Source organism: Massilia eurypsychrophila (genome assembly GCF_002760655.1).
In the GTDB taxonomy this organism is placed as follows: Bacteria; Pseudomonadota; Gammaproteobacteria; order Burkholderiales; family Burkholderiaceae_D; genus JAFCUW01.
In genome coordinates this window covers 362394-380432 of the sequence record NZ_PDOC01000002.1, presented here as the reverse complement: position 1 = coordinate 380432, position 18039 = coordinate 362394, and the positions used below count along the sequence as shown (strand labels likewise).

The window sequence follows — 18039 nt, the reverse complement described above, 5'->3', positions numbered from 1 at the left end:
AAATTTGATGACATTAGTTACAGGCAGTGGCCTCACCACCGACGAGCTGTTCCAGCGCAACAAAGACTGGGCCGCGGCGCGCGTCGCCGAAGATCCGACCTACTTCAAGTCGCTGGCGTCGCAGCAGTCGCCCGAGTACTTGTGGATCGGCTGCTCCGACAGCCGGGTGCCGGCCAACGAGCTGCTCGGCCTGGCGCCGGGCGAGCTGTTCGTCCACCGCAACATCGCCAACGTGGTCGTGCATTCCGACCTGAACTGCCTGACGGTGCTGCAGTTCGCCATCGACGTGCTGAAGGTCAAGCACATCATCGTGTGCGGCCACTACGGCTGCTCCGGCGTGCACGCAGCGATGACAAAACGCCGGGTCGGCCTGGCCGACAACTGGCTGCGCCATGTGCAGGACGTACACCAGAAACACGAGAAGTATCTCGGCGAAGTGCTGCCCGAGCGCGACCGTGCCAACCGGCTGTGCGAACTGAACGTGACCGAGCAGGTGGTCAACGTGGCGCAGACGACGATCGTGCGCGACGCCTGGGAGCGCGGCCAGGACCTCAGCGTGCACGGCTGGGTGTATGGCTTGCATGACGGCTTGTTGCGCGACCTGGGGATGACGGTGTCGAAGGTCGAGCACCTGGCGCCGAAGCTCGAAGCGCGCCTGGCGAGCTACGAGGCCTGACCCGATGGGCGAACTGACCAGCCTGCGCGACACCGTGCGCCAGTTCGTCGAGGAGCGCGACTGGGACCAGTTTCACACGCCAAAGAATCTGTCGGCCGCGCTGATGGTCGAGGCGGCCGAGCTGCTGGAGCATTTCCAGTGGCTCGCCCGCGGCGACGCTGCCGAGCTGGGCGACGCCAAGCTGGAACAGGTGCGCCACGAAATGGCCGATGTGCTGGTCTACCTGATCCGGCTGGCCGACAAGCTCGATGTCGACCTGCACGCGGCGGTGCTGGAGAAGATGGTGCTCAACCGCGCCAAGTACCCGGCCGACAAGGTCCGCGGCGACGCCCGCAAGTACGACGAATACCCGCAAGACTAATCGCTATTTAGTCGCCAAATCAAGAGGCGTCATCCTCGCGAAAGCGGGGATCCATACTGAGCGTGCTCTGGCGGAGAGGGATGCTCAGCATGGGTACCCGCCTTCGAGAGGGCGACGCTCTTGCGGTTGGTGGCAGGTTCAAATCCCGCCCATGCAGATGTACTTGATGACCAGGTAATCATCCATGCCGTACTTCGAGCCTTCACGGCCCAGGCCCGATTGCTTGACGCCGCCAAATGGCGCGATCTCGTTCGAGATCAAGCCGGTGTTGACGCCAACCATGCCCGACTCCAGCGCCTCGGCCACACGCCACACCCGGCCAATATCGCGCGAGTAGAAATAGGCGGCCAAACCGAATTCGGTATCGTTGGCCATCGCGATGACTTCATCCTCGGTCTTGAAGCGGAACAGCGGCGCCAGCGGCCCAAACGTCTCCTCGGTCGCCACCTGCATGTTGGTCGTCACGTCGGCCAGCACGGTCGGCTGGAAGAAACTGTGGCCCAGTTCATGGCGCTTGCCGCCGACCATCAGGCGCGCGCCTTTCGACAGCGCATCGGCGATATGCTGCTCCACCTTCAGCACCGCCTTTTCCTCGATCAGCGGGCCTTGCGTGACGCCGTTTTCCTGGCCGTTGCCGACCTTCAGCTTGCCGACCGCTTCGACCAGCTTGGCCGCAAACTTGTCATAGATGCCGTCCTGCACATACAGCCGGTTGGCGCAGACGCAGGTCTGGCCGGCATTGCGGTATTTCGACGCGATGGCGCCCTCGACGGCGGCATCGATGTCGGCGTCGTCGAACACGATGAACGGCGCGTTGCCGCCCAGTTCCAGCGACAGCTTCTTGATGGTCGGCGCCGATTGTGCCATCAAGATGCGGCCAACCTGGGTCGAGCCGGTAAAGCTGACCTTGCGCACGATCGGGTTGCTCGTCATTTCCAGGCCGATCGATTTCGAGTCGCCGGTGATGACGGAGAACACGCCCTTCGGCACGCCGGCGCGCTCGGCCAGCACGGCCATCGCAAACGCCGAGAACGGCGTCAGCTCGGCCGGCTTGACGACGATCGGGCAGCCGGCCGCTAGCGCCGGGCCGACTTTGCGGGTGATCATCGCCGCCGGGAAATTCCACGGCGTGATCGCCGCGCACACACCGATCGGCTCGCGCGTGACCACCAGGCGGCGGTCCGCCCACGGCGACTGCAGCGTGTCGCCCTCGATGCGCTTGGCTTCCTCGCCGAACCACTCGAGGAACGAGGCCGCGTAGACCACTTCGCCCTTCGCTTCCGGCAGCGGTTTGCCCTGTTCGGCAGTCATGATCAGCGCCAGGTCGTCCGCGTTTTCCAGCATCAGGTCGTTCCATTTGCGCAGCACCGCGGCGCGCTCCTTGGCCGGCTTCTTGCGCCAGGCCGGCCACGCGGCGTTGGCCGCGTCGATCGCCCGCTTCGTTTCGGCCGCGCCCATGTGCGGCGCCGTGCCGACCGTCTCGCCGGTGGCCGGGTTGGTCACCGTGATGGTGGTGCCGTCGTCGGCATCGCACCATTCGCCGTCGAGGAAAGCTTGCTGGCGCAGCAGGGAAGGGTCTTTCAGGTTCAGCATGGTGTTCTCGCTATCAATTTTGGCAACCGCACCATGTTAGCCGCTTTTTCCTCGGATCGCTCGACGTCGCTTCGAGGTCAGACCTAAGCTCAGACCTAGCGTGTTGCCATGAAGCGCCGTTTGACAGTATGATTTTGGCAAGTAAAACTTTGATCCGAATCAACCGCCCCTCGCACTCGGGCCAATTTGCCTTTATGATGGACCGAGCGTAAGAGCACACACAGGGTTACCCGCATGCGCCGTCCCATCGTTCTCGTTCCCGCCTGCACCTGCGACATCGGTTCTCATCCGTACCATGCAGTGCAACTCAAGTATGTCGACGCCGTCGTCGCTGGCGCCGCCTGCGCGCCGCTGATCCTGCCGGCGCTTGGCGACGCGCTCGAACTCGAAACCATGCTGTCGGCCTGCGACGGCATCATGCTGACCGGCTCGGCCTCGAACGTCCACCCCAGCTACTATTCCGAGGACGTGCTCGACCCGAGCCTGCCGCAAGACCAGGCGCGCGACCAGACCACCTTGCCGCTGATTCGCGCGGCGATCCGGCGCGGCATCCCGATCCTGGCCATCTGCCGCGGCTTCCAGGAGATGAACGTCGCCCTCGGCGGCAGCCTGCACCAGGCGCTGCACGGCGTCGACGGCCTGATGGACCACCGCGAAAATCCCGACCTGCCGCTCGAGCAGCAGTACGGCCCGGCCCACACGGTGGCGCTCACGCCGCTCGGCACCATGGCCAGCATCCTCGGCCCCGGCGACATCGAGGTCAACTCGCTGCATGGCCAGGGCGTCAACCAACTGGCCGAGGGCCTGGCGATCGAAGCGCGCGCCGCCGATGGGGTGGTCGAAGCGTTCTCGGTGGCCGGCGCGCCCGGCTTCACGCTCGCGCTGCAGTGGCACCCCGAATGGCGCCTGGCCGAAAACCCGGTGTCGATGAAGCTGTTCGGCGCCTTCGGCCAGGCCTGCCGCGACTACCTCGCCGCGCGCGGGAGAGGCGCATGATTTGCCGCATGTTCTGCCGCATGTTCTGCAACCAATGGGCCGCCTCCGGCGTGCCGTAGCGCCGCCATCGATCCGCACCCCACCCGCAGGCGCCAGGCGCCGCGGGCCGAATTAGACAACAGAGAGAAAACGATGGCAATCCGCGAAAATTTTACCTATACCGACATGGACTTGTGGCTCAACGAAAAACGAGTCACCGAAATTGAATGCCTGATTCCCGACCTGACCGGTGTCGCCCGCGGCAAGATCATGCCGCGCGCGAAATTCACCCAGGAGCGCGGCATGCGCATCCCCGAAGCGGTGCTCGGCATGACGGTCACCGGCAACTACCCGGTCGGCGACGCGCCGTATGACCGCGCCATTTCCACCACCGACCGCGACATGATCCTGAAGGCCGACCCGACCACCATCACGATGGTGCCTTGGGCGGTCGACCCGACCGCGCAGGTCATCCACGACTGCTACTTTTCCGACGGCGCGCTGGTCGACTTCGCGCCGCGCACGGTGCTGCGGCGCGTGCTCAAGCTGTACGCCGACAAGGGCTGGAAGCCGGTCGTCGCCCCCGAACTCGAGTTCTACCTGACGGCCAAGAACATCGACCCCGACCTGCCGCTGCGCGCGCCGGTCGGGCGCAGCGGGCGCGCCGAAACCAGCCGCCAGGTCTACAGCATCGACGCCGTCAACGAGTTCGACCCGCTGTTCGAAGACATCTACGACTACTGCGAGATGATGAACCTCGACGTCGACACCCTGATCCACGAGATCGGCGCCGGTCAGATGGAGATCAACTTCCTGCACGGCGATCCGATGGGACTGGCCGACAAGGTGTTCTTCTTCAAGCGCACCTTGCGCGAAGCGGCGCTCAAGCACGACATGTACGCCACTTTCATGGCCAAGCCGATGGCCGGCGAACCCGGTTCGGCGATGCACGTTCACCAGAGCGTGGTCGACATCAAGACCGGCATGAACATCTTCAGCTCGGACGACGGCTCGGCCGCGCCGATCTTCAAGCACTACATCGGCGGGCTGCAGCGCTACATGCCGTCGGCGATGGCGATCGTCGCGCCGTACGTCAATTCGTACCGCCGCATCGTGCGCCACACCGCCGCGCCGATCAACATCCAATGGGGCATCGACAACCGCACGGTGGGCTTTCGCGTGCCCGAGTCGGGCGTGCAGGATCGGCGCGTGGAGAACCGCATCATCGGCGCCGACGCCAACCCTTACCTGGCGCTGGCGGTGACGCTGGCGTGCGGCTACCTCGGCATGACCGAGCAGCTCGAGCCGACGCCGATGATGTCGGGCAGCGCCTACGACATGCCGTTCGAACTGCCCCACAGCCTGCCGGAAGCGCTGCACCTGCTGCGCGCCGAGGACAAGCTGCGCACCGTGCTGGGCGACCGCTTCATCGACGTCTACGCCGCCATCAAGGACCTCGAGCACCAGGAATTCATGACCGTCATCAGTCCGTGGGAGCGCGAGCACCTGCTGCTGCACGTTTAAGGCTGCGAACATGGACCAGTCAATGACAGACACCCGCACCATCCAGCGGCTCGATTCGGCGCACTTCCTGCATCCGTTCACCGACCACAAGGCGCTTGCCGAACATGGCGCGCGCGTGATGGTCAAGGGCGAGGGCATCTACCTGTGGGATTCGGAGGGCAACAAGATCCTCGACGGCATGTCGGGCCTGTGGTGCGTGAACATCGGCTACGGGCGCACCAGCATGTCCGACGCGGTGTACCGCCAGATGCAGCAGCTGCCGTTCTATAACAGCTTCTTCAATACCACCAACGTGCCGGCCGTGCAGCTGGCCGCGCTGCTGGTGCAGGTGTCGCCGCCGCAGTTCAACCACGTGTTCTTCACCGGTTCGGGCTCGGAAGCGAACGACACCATCGTGCGCATGGTGCGCCGCTACTGGGAGCTGCAGGCGCAGCCCGAGCGCCACATCATCATCAGCCGCAAGAACGCCTACCACGGCAGCACCATCGCCGGCGCCTCGCTCGGCGGCATGGCCGGCATGCACGCGCAGGGCGGACCTGGCGTGCCAGGCATCGTCCACATCGGCCAGCCAAGCTATCTCGAAGGCGGCGCCGGCATGAGCGAGGACGAATTCGGCATCGCCGCCGCCGGCTGGCTCGATGAGCGCATCCGCGAACTCGGTCCCGACAACGTCGCCGCCTTCATCGGCGAGCCAGTGCAAGGCGCCGGCGGCGTGATCATCCCGCCGAAGACCTACTGGCCGGAGATCCAGCGCATCTGCGACAAGTACGGCATCCTGCTGGTGGCCGATGAAGTCATTTGCGGCTTCGGGCGCCTGGGCAGCTGGTTCGGCTCGGAGCTGATGGGCATCAAGCCGGACCTGATCGCGTTTGCCAAGGGCGTCACCTCCGGCTACATCCCGCTCGGCGGCGTGCTGGTGGGCGACCGTGTGGCTACCGTGCTGACCGAAAAGGGCGGCGACTTCAATCACGGCTTCACCTACTCGGGCCACCCGGTGGCGTGCGCCGCGGCGCTGGAAAATATCCGCATCCTCATCGACGAGGACCTGGTTGGCAAGGTGGCGCGCGATACGGGGCCGTACCTGAAGGAGAAGTTTGGCGCGCTGCGCGAGCATGCGCTGGTGGGACACGCCGACAGCTGCGGCTTTGTCGCCGGCCTGAACCTGGTGCACACGAAGGGCGCGACGGTGTTCGACAACATCGTGTTCGACGGCGACGATGGCGTCGGCATGATCTGCCGCGGCTACATGTTCGCCAACGGGATCATCATGCGCGCTGTGGGCGACCGCATGATCATCGCGCCGCCGCTGGTGATGACGCGCGATGAGATCGACGAGATGGTTGGCCGCATCCGCGCCGCCCTGGACGACACGCTGGCGGAGCTGAAGCGCCGCGGGATGCTCTAATGAGCAGAAACCGCACGACGCGATTGCATCGGTAAAAAAATAACGTCATCCCCGCTTCGCGAGGATGACGTTTTAGCATGTTCCATGCTTACGGTTTCCTTACTGCGCCTTGATATTCGCGGTCGCTCGGCATTGAGCACCTACCGGGTTCACTGGGATTTCACAGGACGATTCCACACGTAAGTTCCACGCAGTTCGCCCATTAATCTCCCCGCAACGAGGCGCCTCGGCTTGCCTTTCTCGATCTCGAGAAAACCTTCGCGGAATGCTTGCGTCGTCCCGCCCGGATCGAGTTCCACTGCAATCTTGGTAATGGTAGGATCCTTCAGCTTTATCCACGTAACTTCACCGCCTTCTTCAAGCGCGGGAAGGCCAACCTCGATGACCGGCACGTCCTTCCACTCGGGATCTTGTCGCGCCCCTGCGTACACCATGCCGCTTCGGCTGGTGGTGCCAGTGCGTTCGCGGCCGTTAGCGAATTTAAACGTGACATTTAATCCGCTCCAGGTCATCCGCAAGGAGGGCGATCCTATTTCTACAGCTAGAACCGGCAAAATTCCGCTGGAATCACGGATATCCGGAAGCGGCGCCATGCTCTGTTCGACCTTGACGTATTTTGCTGGGCTGTGATCGGCGACCAGATGCACGATATCGTCTTCCACCGACCACTTGCCATTCGCCCTCGGGTCTGCGCCGCCGTAAATGGCGCCGAATTCGAAGCGCTTGTCTGGATGGAGCACGAGCGTCGCAGCCATCTCCCGTTGGCCCTGCAAACTGTAAACGCCTGCGATTTTTTGGGCTTTATTACTGGTTGATTCTGCATTTGCCAGAGTCGCTGCACTGGCCAGGACGGCAAGGATTGTTAGCTGCTTGAGTCGCTTAAGCTTCGTCATCGGATCTCCTATCAATGATTCCTAAGGGAAACCGTAGACTGGCAGAACAGTTATATTGGCACTTGATTCGACACAACTACCTTTCGCAAAGGCCGAAGTCTTGGGCAGCTCGTGCGAACGCGCGTGATGTGCTCAAACGCGTCACGGACAGCGATCATGCAGTCTGGGTCCTGACCCGATCGTGCCGGTTCGTCAGCAGCTGCGGCATCAGCGAACCGATGAACATGCCGGCGAACGCCGCCAGCAGGCCCGCCAGCTGGCCCGGAAACACCGCGCCCAAGCCGCTCAACTGCGGGAAGAACAGCAGCCAGGTGATGATACCCGCCGCAATCGACAGCACCGCGCCCTGGGTCGTCGCGCGCTTCCAGTACAGCCCCATCACCAGCGGCACGAACGCGCCGACCAGCGTGACCTGGTACGCCGACGACACCAGCTCGTAGATCGAGGTGCCCTTCATGGCGATTGCGTAGCTCAGCACCAGCGCGGCGAACACGACGATCGAGCAGCGCATCGCGAACAGCTGCTGGCGGTCGGTCATCCCCGGGCGCAGGTGCTTGAGGATGTTCTCGACAAAACTGGTCGACGGCGCCAGCAGGGTCGCCGACGAGGTGCTCTTGATGGCCGACAGCAGTGCGCCGAAGAAGATAATCTGCATCAGCAGCGGCATCTTGGTCAGCACGAAGGTCGGCAGCAGGCGCTGGTAGTCGTTCTTGGCCATCTCCATGCCGCTGTCGCCTAGGACGATGACGGCGCAGGCAACGATAAACATCGGCACGAACGCAAACAGGATGTAGCTGGCGCCGCCGATGATGGCGCCGGTGCGCGCGGTCGGCGCGTTCTTGGCCGACATCACGCGCTGGTACACGTCCTGCTGCGGAATCGAGCCGAACATCATGGTCACGGCGGCGGCAATGAAGAAGGCGATATCGGTAAAAGTCGGCGCCGGCCAGAATCGCCACAGGTCGCCATTCGACGCCAGCGCCATCACCGGCGCCGCACCGCCGGCCAGGTCGGCGGCAAAGTAGGCAATGATCGACATGCCAATCACCAGCACGATCATCTGGATGAAATCGGTGAGCGCGACGGCGAGGAAGCCGCCGACGACGACGTAGATCAGCACCGACAGCGTGCCGACGATCATGCCGGCCGTCTCCGACATGGCGCCGCCGGTCAGCACCGAGAACACCAGCCCGAGCGCGGTGATCTGCGCGGCGACCCAGCCGAGATAGCTGAGGATGATGGCCGTCGAACAGAATATTTCGACGCCTTTGCCGTAGCGCACCCGGTAGTAGTCGCCGATCGTCAGCAGGTTCAGCTTGTACAGTTTGGCGGCGAAGAACACGCCGACGAGGATCAGGCAGGTGCCGGCGCCGAACGGATCTTCCACCACCGCGTTCAGGCCGCCCTGGACGAAGCGGGCGGGAATGCCCATCACCGTCTCGGCGCCGAACCAGGTGGCAAACGTCGTGGTCACCACCATGATCAGCGGCAGGCTGCGCCCGGCCACCGCGAAGTCGCTGGTGTTCTTGATGCGCGAGCCGGCCCATACCCCCAGCGCCAGCGTGCCGAGCAGGTACAGCACGACGGAAGTAATCAGGGTGGTATTCATCGATTTCTGCCCAATTTTATTGGTTTTTCAGTCAGGAAAATTTGGGCGATTATAGCGCCATGCATCGCTCTAGCGCGAATTTTGGAGGAGCTATTTCCTATCCCGGCCTGCGGTAAATCCCCATCACCGCAGGTGAACGCGCGGGGAGGCACTGTCCAAATGTTCTACACTAGCTATTGAGACAACCCACCAGGGAGCCGCCGTGCGACAACTGACGATTGAATTCGACGACGAGGAAGCGGCGCAGCTCGAGGCGGATGCGCGAGCCTGCGGGATCGATCCAGCTCGCAGGACCAAGACGCAGCTTCTGCAATTGTTGGGCAATGCTTCTGGGAAGCGAAAAGCGAACGCAGAGGCGGCGCCGCCAGATACGCAAGAAACGAAGATGCCAGCCCGCGCCAGGCGCCTCGAAGCGCTCATGCCCATGCAGGGAATTTGGAAAGGCGATCCGGACAAGCCACAGGATGGGGTAGCGTACCAGCGTGAGGTACGCGCTGAATGGCGATAGTCCTCTTCCATATGTAATCACAAAAATTTTAGGAGATGGACAATGCAAGCTAATAATTGGCATGAACGCGCTGCAGCGCTCGACATCGACGGCCGCGCTTTCATCAACGGCCAGCGCGTCTGGGCCGTATCCGAGCAGACCTTCGACAACCATTCGCCGATCGACGGCCGGCTGCTGACCAAGGTGGCGCGCGGCGACGCCGCCGACATCGACGCCGCCGTCGTGGCCGCGCGCGCCGCCTTCGACGACCGCCGCTGGGCCGGCAAGTCGCCGGCGCAGCGCAAGCGCACCTTGATCAAGTTCGCCGACCTGGTGCTGAAGAACACCGCCGAGCTGGCGCTGCTCGAAACGCTCGACATGGGCAAACCGATCAAGTACAGCCAGAGCGTCGACGTGCCGTCGTGCGCCAACTGCATCCGCTGGTACGGCGAAGCGATCGACAAGATCTACGACGAGATCGCGCCGACCAACGACAGCAGCCTGGCGCTGATCACGCGCGAACCGGTCGGCGTCGTTGGCGCCATCGTACCGTGGAACTACCCGCTGATCATGACCGCCTGGAAGATCGCGCCGGCACTCGCCGCCGGCAACAGCGTCGTGCTGAAACCGTCCGAAAAGTCGCCGCTGTCAGCGCTCAAGCTGGCCGAGATCGCGCTCGAAGCGGGCATCCCGGCCGGCGTGTTCAACGTCGTGCCGGGCTATGGCCACGAAGCCGGCGCCGCGCTGGCGCTGCACATGGACGTCGACTGCATCGCCTTTACCGGCTCGACCCCGGTCGGCAAGAAGATCATGCAGATGGCCGGCGAGTCGAACCTGAAGCGCGCGTGGACTGAACTGGGCGGCAAGTCGGCCAACATCGTCTGCGCCGATTGTCCGGACCTGGACGCAGCGGTGAAAGCGGCGATCGGCTCGATCTACTTCAACCAGGGCGAGAGCTGCAATGCGCCGTCGCGCCTGTTCGTCGAAGAATCGATCAAGGAAGCCTTCCTGGAAAAGGCGATGGCGATGATGCCGCGCTTTCAGCCGGGCGATCCCCTCGACGAAGACACGGTGATGGGCGCCATCGTCGATGCCGCCCAGATGAAGACGGTGATGGGCTACATCGAGGCGGGCAAGGCGGAGGGCGCCAAACTGCTGTCGGGCGGCGAGGCGGCGCGCCTGGACACCGGCGGCTTCTACATCACGCCAACCTTGTTCGACCAGGTCGACAGCACCATGCGCATCGCGCGCGAAGAGATCTTCGGGCCGGTGCTGTCGGTGCTCGGTTTCACCGACATCAAGGAGGCAATCCGCCAGGCCAATTCAACGCCGTACGGCCTGCAGGCGGCGGTGTGGACGCGCGACATGACGAAGGCGATCCAGACCGCCCGCGCTCTGCGCGCCGGCACCGTGCACGTCAACCAGTACGACAACGATGACATCACGGTGCCGTTCGGTGGCGTCAAGCAGTCCGGCAACGGCCGCGACAAGTCGCTGCACGCGATCGACAAGTACACCGAGCTGAAGACGACCTGGATCCAGATTGGCTAATAATCTGTCGATAAATCTGACACATCGATAGGGGCGCTTGGAGGCAAAAACGATAACTTCCTGATTTGAAACATTAATTTCCTGTAGGCATACTTATTGCTTACTGTAATTATATCTTTCATAAAATCAATTTCAGGAGTCTTACATGAACGCAGCCAAGTCCCTCGTCGCTTCTCTGTTGCTCGCTGCCGCTTCGCTGGCGCCGGCTGCGCAAGCATCCGTTATCAACTTCAACGATATGACCGGCCCCGATACTATCCGAGCTTACGGGACGCAGACACTGACAACGGACGGGTTTACTTTCAAAGGTACGTCCTCGTCCTACGTGATCGGCTCCGACTACAACGGCAACAACGACCGAGGCTTCAGCCCCTACAATGGCACCGATTTTTACTTGACGTATGCTGCGACGACGCTTGCCAGCGCGACCGCATCTGCCTTCAAATTAAACAGCATCGACGTGGCTATGTGGGGTAACTACGGCGCCGGTCGGACCGCAACCCTCACCGGTGCCAAGGTAGGCGGCGGCTTTGTGACGCAGACGGTTGACCTGAACCCTCTGGCGAACTTCAGCAACCTCACCGGCAATGACTTCACCAACTACTCGCTGGTCGGTTTCGATAACCTGAGCTCCGTGACGATCACGCACAATTACATCGGACATTTCGCCATGGACAACTTCGTCGTCAATGCCGCCAGCGTGCCTGAGCCGTCGTCGCTGGCGCTGTTCGGCCTGGCCGTTGCGGCAGGTGCCTTCGCGCGCCGCCGCGCCGGCAAAGCTTCTTGATCCGCATCGGCGCCGCAATGTTCTAGCTGCCGTAAGCCTGCACGATGCTATATCCCGAGCCGGCGCCGGCCTTTGATTGCATGAGCGCGTAGCCTTCGACCCGCCAGCGAATCGGCGGCCCCTGAGTGGTTTCTGTCAGTGGGCTGGCACGTCGCGCCAGCGTGACGTGCGGCCGATACGGCCGCGCCTCCGGCGTCATCCCCAGCCGCTCGAGCGCTTCGGCGAGCGACGCGTGCAGCGCCAGCAGCGGCGCCGGCACCAGCTCGGGCGCCAGCACGGCGACGCTGCCGTGCCACAGCTCGCGATGGCCAAACTCCAGTTCAAATGGCTCGAATGGCACATCGATTCCGTGCGCCAGTTCCGCCATCCGCGCGCGCGCCACGCTGCCGAGGAAGTGCAGCGTGACGTGCAGCTGCTCGCTGCGCACCGGCGCGGCTGCCGCGCGCCACGCCACGCCGTCGCGCCACTGGCTCAGCGCCGCGCGCACGGCGTCGTCAGGCCACAAGGCGATGAACATGCGGGCGGCGTCGTCGCTCATGGCGCTAGCGATAGTCGGGCGGCGTGACGGTGTCGATGTACAGGACGCCGTCGTAGCCGCTGGCAGGGATCAGCGTGACGGGCCGGACGCCCCAGTCGCGCATCACGATGGGGGCAAACATCCAGCTCGTTGCCGGCGCTGGTTTGGCGGTCGAAAAATCGACGAAGGCATAGCGGGCGCCGGCGTTGCTCATCACCGCATCGGGCGCCAACCGTTCGTTCGAAGCACCCTTGTGCAGCGCGCTCTCGCTCGAGTCAAGTTCCGGCGCGCGTGCCCAGGCGCTCAGGCCGAGCATGGGTGCCAGCAGTGCGGGCGCGCCGGCGCCGCCCGAACTGTCCTGGGTATCGAAGCCGGCCAGGGTGAGCCGCTTGCCGCTCTTGCGACTGGCGTCGAGGTAGTCGAACAGCGGCAGCGTCTCATTGCTGTGCCAGATCGGGAACAGGCACCGCTTCATCACCTCGATCGGCATCGCCGAGCCGATCGCCTGGTCGGCCAGGTAGCACTGCGGCAGCGAGCTTTCAAAGGCGATGACGTCGTAACCCATCTGCTGGTGCAGGAACTGGATCAGCCTGACTTTGACGAGGTTGAATTCGGCGACGCCATGGCCGCTTTCGCCGAGTTGCACGACGCGCTTGGCCGCCAACACCGGCTTGAGGAACTGCAGGTCGCTGAAGTCATCGCTGTAGAGCGAGCGGATGGGATGGACGCGGCTGGCGACATCGGCGCGCCAGGCCGCGCTGGCCGGCGCGATGTCGGCTGGCGCCAGGCGCAGCGCCGCGTCGGACAGCAGTTCCTGCGATGGCGTCGGGCGCTCAATTGCTTTCACCGCCGGCAGGACGGCGTCGGCGACATCGGCGGATGGGTCGGCCGACAGCTTCAACTGGTCGAACCAGGCGGTGCCTTTCCCGGTCAGCATCACGCCGAGCACGATGCCGGACGCGTTGCGCGGCACCGGAATGGTAACGCTGAAGGGCGACCAGCCGGTGGTGCCGTACGGCGCGTCGGCGCGCAACCACAGCGCGGCGGCCCCGCCGGCGACGTTTTCAGTGCGGATCAAGCCCGACAGGGTGAGCCGGCGGCCGGCGGCGGCGCCGAGCCCGATGCGCTGGGCAAGCGGAAGGAAGCTGCCGGCGGTGTACCCATCGGTGCTGTCGATCCGCAGCACGCAGCGGCCGTCCTGGTCGGCCGCGCAGTCCCGGCTGGCCTTGAAGCCGGCGGCCGTGCCGACCCAGCCGGACGGCGCGCCGTTTTTCCACTGATCGAAACCGAGGTTGGCGACGTCGACCGGGATCGGTTGCGCCGCGATCGTCTGACTCCACAACAATAGCAACAGCAAACAGACTGGATTTTTCATCTGGTCCACGATCGGGTCTTGCGCTGGAAAAAAGTCAGAAGCAGTGCTCCGGGCCAGGGAAGCTACGGTCCGTCACCGCGTTGACGTAGGCCGTGACCGCGCCTTCGACGCTGCCCTGGCCGTCCATGAAGTTCTTCACGAAGCGCGCTTTGCGGCCCGGGAAAACGCCCAGCATGTCGTGCATCACCAGCACCTGGCCGGAGCAATCGGGCCCGGCGCCGATGCCGATGGTCGGCATCGCCAGCATCTCTGTCACTTCCTTGCCGAGGCCCGTGGGAATCGCTTCGAGCACCAGCAGCGAGGCGCCGGCCTGCTGCAGCAGCAGCGCGTCGGACTTGAGCTGGTCGGCGCTTTCGATCGTCTTGCCCTGCACCTTGTAGCCGCCCAGTTGGTGCACCGACTGCGGCGTCAGGCCCAGGTGGGCGCACACCGGCACCGCGCGTTCGGTGAGGAACTTGACGGTGTCGGCCAGCCACGCGCCGCCTTCGAGCTTGACCATGTGGGCGCCGGCCTGGATCAGCTTGACCGCGTTGTCGAACGCTGCCTCTTTTGTGGCGTAGGCGCCGAACGGCAGGTCGGCGACGATCGTCGCGCTCTTGCTGCCGCGCGCCACCGCCGCGGTGTGGTACGCCACCTCGGCCACCGTCACCGGCAAGGTCGAGTTGTGGCCGTTGCAGACCATGCCGAGCGAGTCGCCGATCAGCAGCACATGCACGCCGCAGCGGTCCATCAGCGCAGCGAAGCTGGCGTCGTAGCAGGTCAGCATGACGATCGGCGTGCGCGACGCGCGCATCGCGTTCAGCGATGGAATCGTCACGGCCTTGTTGGCCACCGCCTTGGTCGGCGCCGCAACTGGAGCATCGCCCCCCGTCATCTCTTTACCCTGCAAATATGAGCTCATTGTTTGTCCTCGAGGTTTGGTAGGGGTCAGGTCTGACATTCGGACATTTGGGCATCTTCAAATGTCCGAATGTCAGACCTGACCCCAGCTTTTCAGCCGGCGACGCGCACCGGTTTTTCAGTAGTGTAATGCCATGCTGCCAAAGCTGCCGGAAGTCAGTCGATCTTGCTGATGACCTGGTCTGCCACGGCGGCGAGCAAGGGCCCGGCCGGTCCGTACACGGGTATCGCCACGGCCGGCGCAATCTCCAGCAGCGGCGCCAGCACGAACGCGCGCTGGTGCATGCGTGGATGCGGCACATGCAGCGTCGGCGTGTCGATGACCTCGTCGCCGTACAGCAGCAGGTCGAGGTCGAGCGTGCGCGGTGCATTGCGGTAGGGCCGCTCGCGGCCATGCGCCAGCTCGATTGCCTGCAGCGCGGCCAGCAGGTCGGCCGCCGGCAAGGTGGTGTCGATGCAGGCGACCGCGTTGACGTAGTCGTCGCCGGACGAGTCGATCGGCGCGCTGCGCCAGGCCGACGAGCGGCGCAGCAGCGCGGTGGCCGGCAGTACGCCGAGGCGCGCCAGCGCATCCTCGACATTGGCGCGGGCGTCGCCCAGGTTGGCGCCGACGCCGATGTAGGCGATCATTCTTCGCTGTTGCCGCCAGCCGTCGCTTCGGCGCCGGCGCCCTTGCGCGGACCGCGCCGCGGCGCGCGCTTGCGCTTGGCGCCGGCAGGGGCGGCGCGTTCGCTGGTAAGCAGGCTTTCGCGCTCGCTGGCGTCGCCTTCGTAGAACGCGGTCCACCATTCGCCCAGTTCCATGTCGATTTCACCCGACTCGCAGCGTAGCAGCAGGAAGTCGTAGCCGGCGCGAAAGCGCACGTGCTCGAGCAGCTTGTAGGGCGACTTGCCGCTGCGCCGCTCGAAGCGCGGCTGCATCGACCAGATGTCGCGCATGTCGGAGGCGATCTTGCGTTGCAGCGCCAGCTGTTCGGTCTGCGAGTCGAGCACGTCGTCGGCGGCCAGGTGCAGCGCCGGAATCGGCGACTCGCCGGCGGCGCGGTACGCGGTCCACTTCTCCACCACCTGGTGCCACAGCAACGAGGCAAACAGGAAGCCGGGCGAGACGCCCTTGCCGGCCTTGACCCGGTTGTCGGTCGACTCGAGCGCCAGGGTGACGAACTTCATGCCGATCGGCTGCTCGAGCACGACGTCGAGCAGCGGCAACAGGCCATGGTGCAGGCCTTCCTTGCGCAGCTGCTGCAGGCAGGCCAGCGCGTGCCCGCTCATCAGAAGCTTGAGCATTTCGTCGAACACGCGCGCGGCCGGCACGTTGTTGATCAACGGCGCCATCACGGCGATCGGCGCCTGCGTCGAATGCTCGATGCCAAAGCCCAGGCGCGCCGCGAAGCGCACCACGCGCAGCATGCGCACCGGGTCTTCGCGGTAGCGCGCTTCCGGCACGCCGATGATGCGCAGCGTCTTGTCGCGGATATCTTGGATGCCGCCGTGGTAGTCGAGCACCTGCTGCGTCGCCGGATCGTAGTACATGGCGTTGATGGTGAAGTCGCGCCGCATCGCGTCCTCGTGCTGCGGGCCGAAGCTGTTGTCGCGCAGGACGCGGCCATGTTCATCCTTCGGCGCGTTCACTTCGCCGGCGCCGCGGAAAGTGGTCACCTCCAGCAGGTCCTGGCCGAACATCACGTGGACGATCTGGAAGCGCTTGCCGATGATGAAGGCACGCCGGAACAGCCGCTTGACCTGCTCGGGCGTGGCGTCGGTGGCGATGTCGAAGTCTTTCGGTTTCACCCCCAGCAGCAGGTCGCGCACCGCGCCGCCGACGACGAACGCCTTGAAGCCGGCCTCCTGCAGCGACGACGTCACCCGGATCGCGTTCGACGACACCAGCTTGGGATCGATGCCGTGTTCTTCCGGGCCGAGGACGATGGGTTCGGTCAGGTCGCGCGCTGGCTTGTCTTTGACGCCGAGGATCTTGCGGATGAATTTTTTAATCATTGAATAGATAAAGTGAGGGCCAGCCAAGGCCCGTTGCGTGCGTTGCCAGCGCGGCGTTGGGATTGGTCGCAACAGGGTGGGTGACGACGGACAGAAGGGGAATATCGTTGTGCGAATCGCTGTAGAAGTGGCTGCTCTCGAACGCGCCGAGCGGCTTGCCGATCGTTTCCAGCCAGGCGTGCGTATGCGTCACCTTGCCGGCGCCGGAGGTGGGCACGCCCACCAGCTTGCCGGTCAGGTTGCCATGCTCGTCTTCTTCGGGGATCGCGGCGATCAGGTGCTCGACGCCGAGCGCGGCGGCGATCGGCGCGGTGACGAAGCGGTTGGTGGCGGTGACGATCGCCACCAGGTCGCCGCCGTCCAGGTGCTTTCGCAGCAGCGCGCGCGCGGCCGGCATAATCGCCGGCTCGATCACCTCCGCCATGAACTGGCGGTGCATGGCGTCCAGCTGCGGGCGGGTAAATTGCGCCAGCGTGCCGAGCGAGAATTCGAGGTATTCGACCGGGTCGAGCGTGCCGGCCTGGTACTGGGCGAAGAAGTCGTCGTTGGCGCGCTTGAACGCTTCTGCGTCGACGGCGCCGGTGCGCACCAAAAACTGGCCCCACTCATAGTCGGAGTCGAGCGGCAGCAAGGTGTGATCGAGGTCGAACAGGGCGAGCTTGTTCATGCTTTGGGGTCGCCTTCTTGATTGGCCTGCGAAAGCAGGTCGCGCAGCAGCGGCAAGGTTACCGGGCGCTGGGTTTCGAGTGAATACTGATCGAGTGCGTCTAGCATCGTCGACAGGGAGCGCATGTCGCGCCGAAAGTGGGACAGCAGGTAGGGTAACACGCTGGCCGACAGCGTCAAACCGCGGGCGTCGGCCGCATGGGTCAGCGCGGCGATCTTCTCGTCGTCGGTCAAGCCATGGATCTGGTACACCAGTCCCCAGCCCATGCGCGTGCGCAGGTCCTCGCGCACCGGCAGCACCGCCGGCGGCACCGGCCCGGTCGAGACCATGTAGGCGCCGTGTTCGCGGATCTGGTTGAACAGCGCAAAGGCGTCGATCTGGGCGTCGGCCGACAGCAAATTGCAGTCGTCGAGCAGGTACAGGCTAACGTCGCCCGCATAGACGAAGTCCGATTCGGCGGCGCCCGCGCCGATGTAGCGCGAGCCGGGCGTGGCGCCCAGGGCGTGCAGCAGGTGGGTCTTGCCGGCGGCCGTCTCGCCCCACAGGTAGGCGAAATGCTCGCGCGAGGTGCGCGACGCGAACTGGTGCATCAGATGCGCCAGCTCGGCATTCTGCCCCACCTCGAACGTGTCGAGGCTCTGCGCCTGGTCGGCGCCCAGGTCGAGCACCAGCTGTTTCATGGCGTTCGTCTCATACGAGGATGGTGGATAGGCTCGGCGTGT

The 18039-nt window shown here is 64.4% G+C and carries 18 protein-coding genes; 7 read left to right on the top strand and 11 right to left on the bottom strand.

Annotated features, from left to right (window positions below; all coding sequences use genetic code 11):
* The first annotated feature begins 7 nt into the window (after positions 1-7).
* Together can and CR105_RS04630 are read left to right on the top strand one after the other, a co-directional pair.
* The gene (gene can / locus CR105_RS04635; protein ID WP_099787253.1) at positions 8-676 is read left to right on the top strand and encodes a carbonate dehydratase; all 669 of its coding nucleotides are present in this window, start codon (positions 8-10) and stop codon (positions 674-676) included.
* A gap of 4 nt (positions 677-680) precedes the next feature.
* Entirely contained in the window at positions 681-1037 is a 357-nt protein-coding gene (locus tag CR105_RS04630; RefSeq protein ID WP_099787252.1) for a nucleotide pyrophosphohydrolase, read from the top strand.
* Positions 1038-1175: 138 nt separating this feature from the next.
* Here the strand turns inward: CR105_RS04630 and gabD are convergent, their stop codons facing one another.
* The gene (gene gabD / locus CR105_RS04625) at positions 1176-2630 is read right to left on the bottom strand and encodes an NADP-dependent succinate-semialdehyde dehydrogenase (RefSeq protein WP_099787251.1); all 1455 of its coding nucleotides are present in this window, start codon (positions 2628-2630) and stop codon (positions 1176-1178) included.
* 234 nt (positions 2631-2864) lie between these two features.
* On the opposite strand from gabD, the gene CR105_RS04620 reads away from it, so the two are divergent.
* The 3 genes from CR105_RS04620 to CR105_RS04610 all read left to right on the top strand — a co-directional run bounded on the left by CR105_RS04620 (position 2865) and on the right by CR105_RS04610 (position 6534).
* Positions 2865-3626, top strand: a complete 762-nt coding sequence (locus tag CR105_RS04620; RefSeq protein WP_099787250.1) for a gamma-glutamyl-gamma-aminobutyrate hydrolase family protein — start codon at positions 2865-2867, stop codon at positions 3624-3626.
* Between the two features lie 132 nt (positions 3627-3758).
* Positions 3759-5129, top strand: coding sequence for a glutamine synthetase family protein (locus CR105_RS04615; protein ID WP_099787249.1), 1371 nt, complete (start codon positions 3759-3761; stop codon positions 5127-5129).
* Positions 5130-5151: 22 nt separating this feature from the next.
* On the top strand, positions 5152-6534 hold the full coding sequence (locus CR105_RS04610) for an aspartate aminotransferase family protein (protein ID WP_099787454.1): 1383 nt from the start codon (positions 5152-5154) through the stop codon (positions 6532-6534).
* A gap of 149 nt (positions 6535-6683) precedes the next feature.
* Here the strand turns inward: CR105_RS04610 and CR105_RS04605 are convergent, their stop codons facing one another.
* From CR105_RS04605 to CR105_RS27720, 3 genes are all read right to left on the bottom strand, one after another.
* Positions 6684-7427: a hypothetical protein gene (locus tag CR105_RS04605; RefSeq protein ID WP_099787248.1), complete on the bottom strand. Its 744-nt coding sequence runs from the start codon at positions 7425-7427 to the stop codon at positions 6684-6686.
* Between the two features lie 154 nt (positions 7428-7581).
* Positions 7582-9036, bottom strand: a complete 1455-nt coding sequence (locus tag CR105_RS04600) for a high affinity choline transporter 1 (RefSeq protein WP_099787247.1) — start codon at positions 9034-9036, stop codon at positions 7582-7584.
* 169 nt (positions 9037-9205) lie between these two features.
* Entirely contained in the window at positions 9206-9607 is a 402-nt protein-coding gene (locus CR105_RS27720) for a hypothetical protein (RefSeq protein ID WP_131021601.1), read from the bottom strand.
* Between CR105_RS27720 and CR105_RS04590 the strand changes: the two genes are divergently transcribed.
* On the top strand, positions 9587-11074 hold the full coding sequence (locus CR105_RS04590; protein ID WP_099787245.1) for an aldehyde dehydrogenase: 1488 nt from the start codon (positions 9587-9589) through the stop codon (positions 11072-11074). The two genes, CR105_RS27720 and CR105_RS04590, sit on opposite strands and share 21 nt — an antisense overlap.
* Before the next feature lie 145 nt (positions 11075-11219).
* A complete protein-coding gene (locus CR105_RS04585) occupies positions 11220-11861 on the top strand; it encodes a PEP-CTERM sorting domain-containing protein (protein WP_099787244.1) in 642 nt (213 codons plus the stop codon).
* A gap of 22 nt (positions 11862-11883) precedes the next feature.
* Here CR105_RS04585 and thpR read toward each other — a convergent pair whose 3' ends face one another.
* The 7 genes from thpR to hda all read right to left on the bottom strand — a co-directional run bounded on the left by thpR (position 11884) and on the right by hda (position 17997).
* A complete protein-coding gene (gene thpR, locus CR105_RS04580) occupies positions 11884-12399 on the bottom strand; it encodes an RNA 2',3'-cyclic phosphodiesterase (protein ID WP_099787243.1) in 516 nt (171 codons plus the stop codon).
* Between the two features lie 4 nt (positions 12400-12403).
* Positions 12404-13753: an erythromycin esterase family protein gene (locus CR105_RS04575; RefSeq protein ID WP_180288086.1), complete on the bottom strand. Its 1350-nt coding sequence runs from the start codon at positions 13751-13753 to the stop codon at positions 12404-12406.
* Between the two features lie 34 nt (positions 13754-13787).
* Positions 13788-14654 carry a 3-methyl-2-oxobutanoate hydroxymethyltransferase gene (gene panB / locus CR105_RS04570; RefSeq protein ID WP_180288085.1) on the bottom strand — a complete coding sequence of 289 codons (867 nt, stop codon included), beginning with the start codon at positions 14652-14654 and terminating at the stop codon, positions 13788-13790.
* A gap of 155 nt (positions 14655-14809) precedes the next feature.
* Positions 14810-15283 (bottom strand): 2-amino-4-hydroxy-6-hydroxymethyldihydropteridine diphosphokinase, encoded by a 474-nt coding sequence (gene folK / locus CR105_RS04565; protein WP_099787240.1) that lies wholly within the window; start codon positions 15281-15283, stop codon positions 14810-14812.
* On the bottom strand, positions 15280-16650 hold the full coding sequence (gene pcnB, locus CR105_RS04560; RefSeq protein ID WP_099787239.1) for a polynucleotide adenylyltransferase PcnB: 1371 nt from the start codon (positions 16648-16650) through the stop codon (positions 15280-15282). The genes folK and pcnB overlap by 4 nt, the downstream gene beginning before the upstream one ends.
* On the bottom strand, positions 16643-17317 hold the full coding sequence (locus CR105_RS04555; RefSeq protein WP_099787238.1) for a histidinol-phosphatase: 675 nt from the start codon (positions 17315-17317) through the stop codon (positions 16643-16645). Before CR105_RS04555 ends, pcnB begins: the two co-directional genes overlap by 8 nt.
* Complete coding sequence (gene hda, locus CR105_RS04550) at positions 17314-17997, bottom strand: DnaA regulatory inactivator Hda (protein ID WP_099787237.1); 684 nt, start codon at positions 17995-17997, stop codon at positions 17314-17316. The genes CR105_RS04555 and hda overlap by 4 nt, the downstream gene beginning before the upstream one ends.
* Positions 17998-18039: the final 42 nt, after the last annotated feature.